Source organism: Halobacillus rhizosphaerae (genome assembly GCF_046719735.1).
GTDB classification, from domain to species: Bacteria; Bacillota; Bacilli; order Bacillales; family Halobacillaceae; genus Halobacillus_B; species Halobacillus_B rhizosphaerae.
In genome coordinates, this window is record NZ_JAUTWQ010000047.1 from 1 (window position 1) to 6,377 (window position 6,377).

The following is a 6,377-nucleotide window of genomic DNA, read 5'->3' on the forward strand; positions in this document are numbered from 1 at the left end:
GTCCTCCTCCTCTACCTTAAGCGGATATGGAGCAGATTTCGAGAGACGCAATACAAACAAGACAAGTAAGTCGTCCACCGCAGGGCTTTAACCACGCAATAAAGTCTCGAAATCGTGTCTTACACAATCGTGCACTTTACTTGAAGACTCAGTTTCAGGATAATGCCAGATATTGCACCGCATTTCCTAACCATCTCATTGGTTGATCATTAATAACTTCCTATGCAAAAAGGGTTCACCCGGAAGGTAAACCCTTGATATTAAGCTGCTTTAGACATTCTTGATGATCTGCTTTTTTCAATGAGAGGATAAACACGATTGATCTGTCTAGCCAGCAGAGAAGCAACTATAATTTTCACTGCATCTCCCGGCAAGTAAATGAGGGCCGCAAAGGCAGCCTTTCCCCATGGTGTACCGGTAATAAAAGATAGATAGGTAATGCCGGCAGCATAAACAATGATGATCCCGCCGAACACATTAAAGAGAATCAATAAACCAAGGTTTTGCCGTTTCCAGAACTTTTCTACTAAGTAGCCGATCACAAATGCTGCTATTGGATAGCTCATAATATACCCGCCAGAAGGGCCGAATAATACCGCAATACCGCCACGGCCACCCGCCAGTAAAGGTGCTCCAATCGCTACTAGAAGTACGAAAACGAGCAAACTCAGTCCCCCGCGCTTTGCACCAAGAATAGATCCTGCCAGCATGACTCCTAAAGTCTGAGCTGTAATAGGAACCGGAGTAAATGGAGTGACAATAGGAGGAAGCAAGCCGAGAACTCCTACAATTGCAGCAAACATAGCTGCATATACCATTGTTCTTAATTTCAAGTTCAACACCCTCTTATGTATCGTCTGTAACCAAAGATTATCCGAAATTTCTCAAACTGTCAACTTAATATTTTTTAGGTTTACATTTTACAGAACAAGTATGGATACGCCTTGGGAAAGCCGGCATCTAAAATACAATCATATTTTTATGTAATGGAGATTGAATATTCACTTCAAGAGCAACTGACTAGTTTCACTGACATTTTTCTTACCAAACATATTATTTTGAAACCCGAAAGAACCTTGATAAACTGAACTTGTAATTTTAGAAACGATTGGTAGATAAACGATTTCCTTAAAGAAAGAAGATGAAATGATGACTAGCGATAAACAATTGCAGGATATTAAATTTTCCGTTTTAGATTTAGCTCCAATTACTGCTGGAGGTGGTCCTGCTGATTCTTATAAGAATACGATTGACCTTGCCCAGCATGCTGAACGACTAGGGTATACGCGCTATTGGCTCGCAGAGCATCACAGTATGCCTTTTATAGCGAGTTCTGCCACTTCGCTGCTTATCGGCCACGTTGCCGCTCATACGTCTTCCATCCGAGTTGGTTCAGGAGGGATTATGCTGCCAAACCATGCCCCTCTAGTGATTGCTGAACAATTCGGCACGCTGGAAACGCTATATCCGGACCGCATTGATTTAGGATTAGGAAGAGCACCGGGTACCGATCAGATAACGGCACAAGCTTTACGAAGAGATTCTTCAAGTAACGGTCATAATTTCCCGGAACAACTGGAGGAGTTACGCGGCTACTTTGATCCTTCGTTAAAAACGGGGATGAGTAATGTTCGAGCCATTCCTGGAGAAGGTCTTGATATTCCTATCTGGCTGTTAGGTTCAAGTGGATTTAGTGCTCAACTCGCAGGAGAACTTGGCCTGCCGTTCTCTTTTGCCAGCCACTTTTCTCCAAACAATACTCTTCCGGCTTTAGAGTTGTACCGCAGTCGTTTCCAGCCTTCAGAAACGCTGGCTGAGCCATATGCAATGGTCGGAGTTAATGTGATAGCGGCCGAGACCGACGAGGAAGCCCAACGCTTAGCAACTTCCTTGAAGCAGCAGTTTTTAAACTTGGTTCGTAACACTAACCTACCTTTACAGCCACCAGTGGAAAATATGGAAGAGATCTGGACGGCTCAAGAAAAAGCAGCTCTTGAGCAACAGCTGGGGTCCTCCATTATCGGCAGTCCAGAAACTGTAAAAAAAGAACTTCAGGAATTCTTAGATCGAACCCAGGCCGATGAAATGATGGTCATTTCACAAATTTACGACCATCAAGCACGTCTCCGCTCTTATGAAATAATTTCAGAAATCGTGAATTAAAATCTGTTCACAAAACAAAAAGCCTCTCATTTCCAGAGGCTTTTTGTATGTTCACTTGAATTATTTCCTGGGTAATATCGACAAATTTCTTATTTACTTTTAGACGTTTTCAAACTGCTGCTCTGCCTCCACGTATGGTTATAAATTTTCAACAAACTTTCCACCTTATCAGGAAGTGCCAGCGCTAGTACTCCATTCCCTTCGGCTGTTTTAGCATGTCCGATCGGAAGAGTTCGCTTGACTAATTGTGCATAAATTTCCGCTTCTGATAATTTTCTTCCAAATTGTGCTTCTACTAACGGGATAAGTAAAGCTAGTCCTCCTGATACATGAGGGGTTGCCATGGAGGTCCCGGAAAGCTTCGCATATTTGCTGCCTTTATAAGTAGAGAGAATATTGACTCCTGGTGTAACCAAATCAATTTCATGGTTTGTATTCGTAAAATCTGCAATATTAAGATTAAAGTCGATAGCTCCCACTTCAATCACTTCGCTATAGGAGCCAGGATAAGCAAATTCGTCAGTATCCTCACGGCCGTCTCCTTCGTTTCCCGCTGCGCAGACTACGGAAATATCTTTTTCCACGGCTGTTTGAATCACTTCATGAAGTTCAGGGATATCAGTGGGGCCGCCTAGAGACATAGAAATCACGCGTACTTTTTCTCCATTAGGTCCTGTCCAATTTGTCGCATAATCAATAGCGTTGATGATCCATTCAAATTTTCCACTGCCGGAACCTGCCAGCACTTTTAAGATGAGCAGGCTTGATTGGGGTGCAGCGCCTACTACTCCTTCGCCGTTTTCAATGGCAGCGATCGTTCCCGCTACGTGCGTGCCATGTCCATTATTATCATTATAATTAGATTCATCACTGTTATAATCGGTGGTAAAATTTTTACCATCAATAATCCGGCCCTTTAAATCAGGATGGTCGGTTTGACAGCCGGTATCAATAATAGCTACAACGGTTCCTTTTCCTTGTTCTGTTCTTTCCCATAGAGCGGGTGCTTCAATTAATTGAATGCCTTCCGGTACTTCTGATGGGGCTTCCATCACTTCTTCTATTCGATACGGAATCAGCTTTGCTTCACTCATGACTTTTCCTCCTCTATGAATAAGTAGGTAAAACCAATTAAGGGAATCCTTGCCATAATTATACCACCGATTTATTTTTCAGAATAATAAAATAATAAAATGGGTATAAAGACATTCTCTTCCGATCGTTCTCCCTGTTTCCATGTAGATCCTTTTGTTAAGAAATAGGAAATATGCTGCTTGTTTCGATTCCGCCCAAAGAAATTACTTCTCCTCTTTCTTTATCTATCAAGGTTTTAATTGAGAACCATTTAGTTTATTTGTCGAATAGTTTGGAATTGTCAGAAATCCCACCTATACTTAAGCATTTCCCTCCATTTTACTGGTGAGTGTGACTCAGTGCCTCAAAGCCTGCTATAAGCGCATTTAGCTGGTTTGCTTATTTTTTCCAGACTTTATATTATATATGTCGTACCAAGAGCTTCACTATTATTTGGATCAGAAAGGAGAACCAATGATTAGGACTACAGCTGAAGATGTAACGGAAAAAACGATTACATTAACCACTCCTGCATTGGAAGATGGCAAAGCTATGTGGGAATTAGTAGATCAATCCACACTTGATCAGAACTCCGCCTACAAATATGTGCTGATGTGCGAGTTTTACGCGGATACATGCGTTGTGGCAAAAGAAGAAGGTAAGCTAATAGGATTTGTGACTGCTTTAATCCCTCCCAATCACCCTGATGTGGTGTTTGTTTGGCAAATAGGAGTCGATGCCGGCCAGCGTGGCAAAGGCATTGGATCGAAGTTGTTAAATGAACTGATGAATCGTCAAGCATGTAAGAACGTTCATTACCTCGAGGCCACAGTAACTCCATCTAATGAAGCCTCCCAATCTCTATTCAAAGGTATTGCCAGCCAGCATAATACAGATTGCGAAGTGACGGAACGCTTTTCAGATAAGTTATTTCCAAGTGACGAACATGAAGAAGAATTAAACTTTAGAATTGGACCTTTTTCTTAATCGTTTCAATAGATTTAACACCCACTCATTCTCAAGGAGGACATCAATTATGACTCAGAATGATCTGCAAGTATTTTCTCAAATAGAATCCGAAGTACGCAGTTACTGCCGTGGATTTCCTACTGTCTTTACGAAAGCGAAGGGACACAAGATGTGGGATGAAGCAGGAAAAGAATATATCGACTTCTTCTCAGGAGCAGGGGCTTTGAACTACGGACACAATGACGAGCATATGCAGGAGAAACTTATTGATTACATTAAAGATAATGGAATCACCCACTCGCTCGATATGGCATCGACAGCTAAACGGACATTCTTAGAAAAATTCAAGCAAGTCATTCTCGAACCGAGAGACTTGGATTATAAGATTATGTTTCCTGGACCCACTGGAACCAATACTGTAGAAAGTGCCTTAAAGCTTGCTAGAAAAGTGACGGGAAGAACGAATGTGATTAGTTTCACCAATGGTTTTCACGGCATGACCATCGGTTCTCTATCCGTTACCGGCAACGAAACGAAGCGAAAAGGCGCAGGCATTCCCCTTCATCACGCGGTCACTATGCCTTATGACAATTTCGTGGGAGAAGAGCGAGACACTCTTGACTATTTAGAAAGCTTTCTGGAGAACAGCGGCAGCGGAGTAGAACTTCCGGCAGCGATGATTCTGGAAACAGTTCAAGGCGAAGGCGGTCTTAACACAGCTCGTATGGAATGGCTGAAAAAGGTAGATGAAATTTGTAAACAATATGGAATTCTATTAATCATTGACGATGTTCAGGCTGGTGTGGGAAGGACGGGGACATTCTTTAGCTTTGAACCCGCTGGAATCAAGCCGGACATTGTGTGCCTATCGAAGTCTCTAAGCGGTTATGGCCTTCCATTTGCCATCACCCTATTCCGACCTGAGCTTGATATTTGGTCCCCTGGTGAGCATAACGGAACATTCCGCGGATTCAATCATGCGTTTGTAACTGCAACAGCCGCACTTGATTATTGGGAAGATCCAAAATTCGAGAAAAGCATCCAGGACAAAGCAGGCATCGTAGAAGATTTTCTAAGAGGACTAACGCAGAAGTATCCAGCTTTAGAAGGTGAAGTGTATGGCAGAGGGCTGATGATTGGAATAAAATCCGCCCAAGAAGGTCTGTCTGCCCAAATCGCAGAGGAAGCCTTTAACCGCGGTCTCATCATGGAAACCGCCGGCATGGATGATGAAGTGTTTAAATTATTTCCACCAATCAACATCGCTGTTGAGGATTTAAAAGAAGGATTAAACATTTTAGAAGATTCCATTAAAAGCTTAGTTAAGAAACCAGTATCTAACCAATAGGAGGCCGTATATATGAAAACCATTAGTTTAAAAGATATTCAGAATACAGAGAAAAATGTCGATGGAGGTAACTGGGTCAGCCGCCGCCTCATCGTGAAAGATGACAATATGGGTTATTCTGTCCACGATACAGTGATCAAAGCAGGGACGGAAACTCATATCTGGTATCAAAATCATTTAGAATCCGTCTATTGTATCGAAGGAGAAGGAGAAGTTGAAACCTTAAAAGACAACAAAGTGTGGCCGATCGAGAAGGATACACTTTATGCCTTAGATGCGAATGACGAGCATTACCTTCGTGCCAAGACGGATATGCGTATGGTTTGTGTATTTAACCCTCCAATTAAAGGCACAGAAGTTCATGATGAAAATGGAGTCTACCCTGTAGCAGAAGATTAATTTAAAGAGACATATTGGCATTATTAAATCCGAACGATGAGGAAAGGTTACCAATCCCATTCCATCATCGTTCGGTTTTTTTGTCGTGAATCACATCTATTGATTAACGAAAAGATTCGCCAACCGACTTTCTTCCCTCTACCCCATAGAGTTCATTTTTCATCAAATAATTTAATGGGTTTCTTTAAAGAAGGAATAGAAATACTCCACAGCGAAACAATAGGTAACAGTGAGGTGAAAACTTTTGGAAGAATTTGTTGGAACCTGTACGTATTGCGGGAAAGAAATCTATTGTAAAGATGGTTTTCTTAATGGAGTGGTCGACGAAGAGCAGATGGTACTTTGCTATGATTGTGCTGAAGGATAAAAAAAGCCCGCTTCTCATGTGTGAACTATAACCCGAATAATGGACACTTATAAAAAA

Annotated in this window: 7 protein-coding genes; 5 read left to right on the forward strand and 2 right to left on the reverse strand. The window is 41.9% G+C overall.

What is annotated here, in order from left to right:
* Nucleotides 1-260: 260 nt before the first annotated feature.
* Entirely contained in the window at nucleotides 261-833 is a 573-nt protein-coding gene (locus Q7A53_RS21585) for a biotin transporter BioY (protein ID WP_411791280.1), read from the reverse strand.
* A gap of 316 nt (nucleotides 834-1,149) precedes the next feature.
* On the opposite strand from Q7A53_RS21585, the gene Q7A53_RS21590 reads away from it, so the two are divergent.
* Nucleotides 1,150-2,163, forward strand: a complete 1,014-nt coding sequence (locus Q7A53_RS21590) for an LLM class flavin-dependent oxidoreductase (protein WP_411791281.1) — start codon at nucleotides 1,150-1,152, stop codon at nucleotides 2,161-2,163.
* An 89-nt stretch (nucleotides 2,164-2,252) separates the two neighbouring features.
* Here the strand turns inward: Q7A53_RS21590 and Q7A53_RS21595 are convergent, their stop codons facing one another.
* On the reverse strand, nucleotides 2,253-3,257 hold the full coding sequence (locus tag Q7A53_RS21595; RefSeq protein ID WP_411791282.1) for a S8 family peptidase: 1,005 nt from the start codon (nucleotides 3,255-3,257) through the stop codon (nucleotides 2,253-2,255).
* 454 nt (nucleotides 3,258-3,711) lie between these two features.
* Here Q7A53_RS21595 and ectA point away from each other — a divergent pair, with 454 nt between their 5' ends.
* From ectA to Q7A53_RS21615, 4 genes are all read left to right on the forward strand, one after another.
* A complete protein-coding gene (ectA, locus tag Q7A53_RS21600; protein ID WP_411791283.1) occupies nucleotides 3,712-4,224 on the forward strand; it encodes a diaminobutyrate acetyltransferase in 513 nt (170 codons plus the stop codon).
* 49 nt (nucleotides 4,225-4,273) lie between these two features.
* Nucleotides 4,274-5,554 carry a diaminobutyrate--2-oxoglutarate transaminase gene (ectB, locus tag Q7A53_RS21605; RefSeq protein WP_411791284.1) on the forward strand — a complete coding sequence of 427 codons (1,281 nt, stop codon included), beginning with the start codon at nucleotides 4,274-4,276 and terminating at the stop codon, nucleotides 5,552-5,554.
* Nucleotides 5,555-5,566: 12 nt separating this feature from the next.
* Nucleotides 5,567-5,953 (forward strand): ectoine synthase, encoded by a 387-nt coding sequence (locus Q7A53_RS21610; protein WP_411791285.1) that lies wholly within the window; start codon nucleotides 5,567-5,569, stop codon nucleotides 5,951-5,953.
* Nucleotides 5,954-6,197: 244 nt separating this feature from the next.
* The gene (locus Q7A53_RS21615) at nucleotides 6,198-6,320 is read left to right on the forward strand and encodes a hypothetical protein (protein ID WP_411791286.1); all 123 of its coding nucleotides are present in this window, start codon (nucleotides 6,198-6,200) and stop codon (nucleotides 6,318-6,320) included.
* The last annotated feature ends 57 nt before the right edge of the window (nucleotides 6,321-6,377 follow it).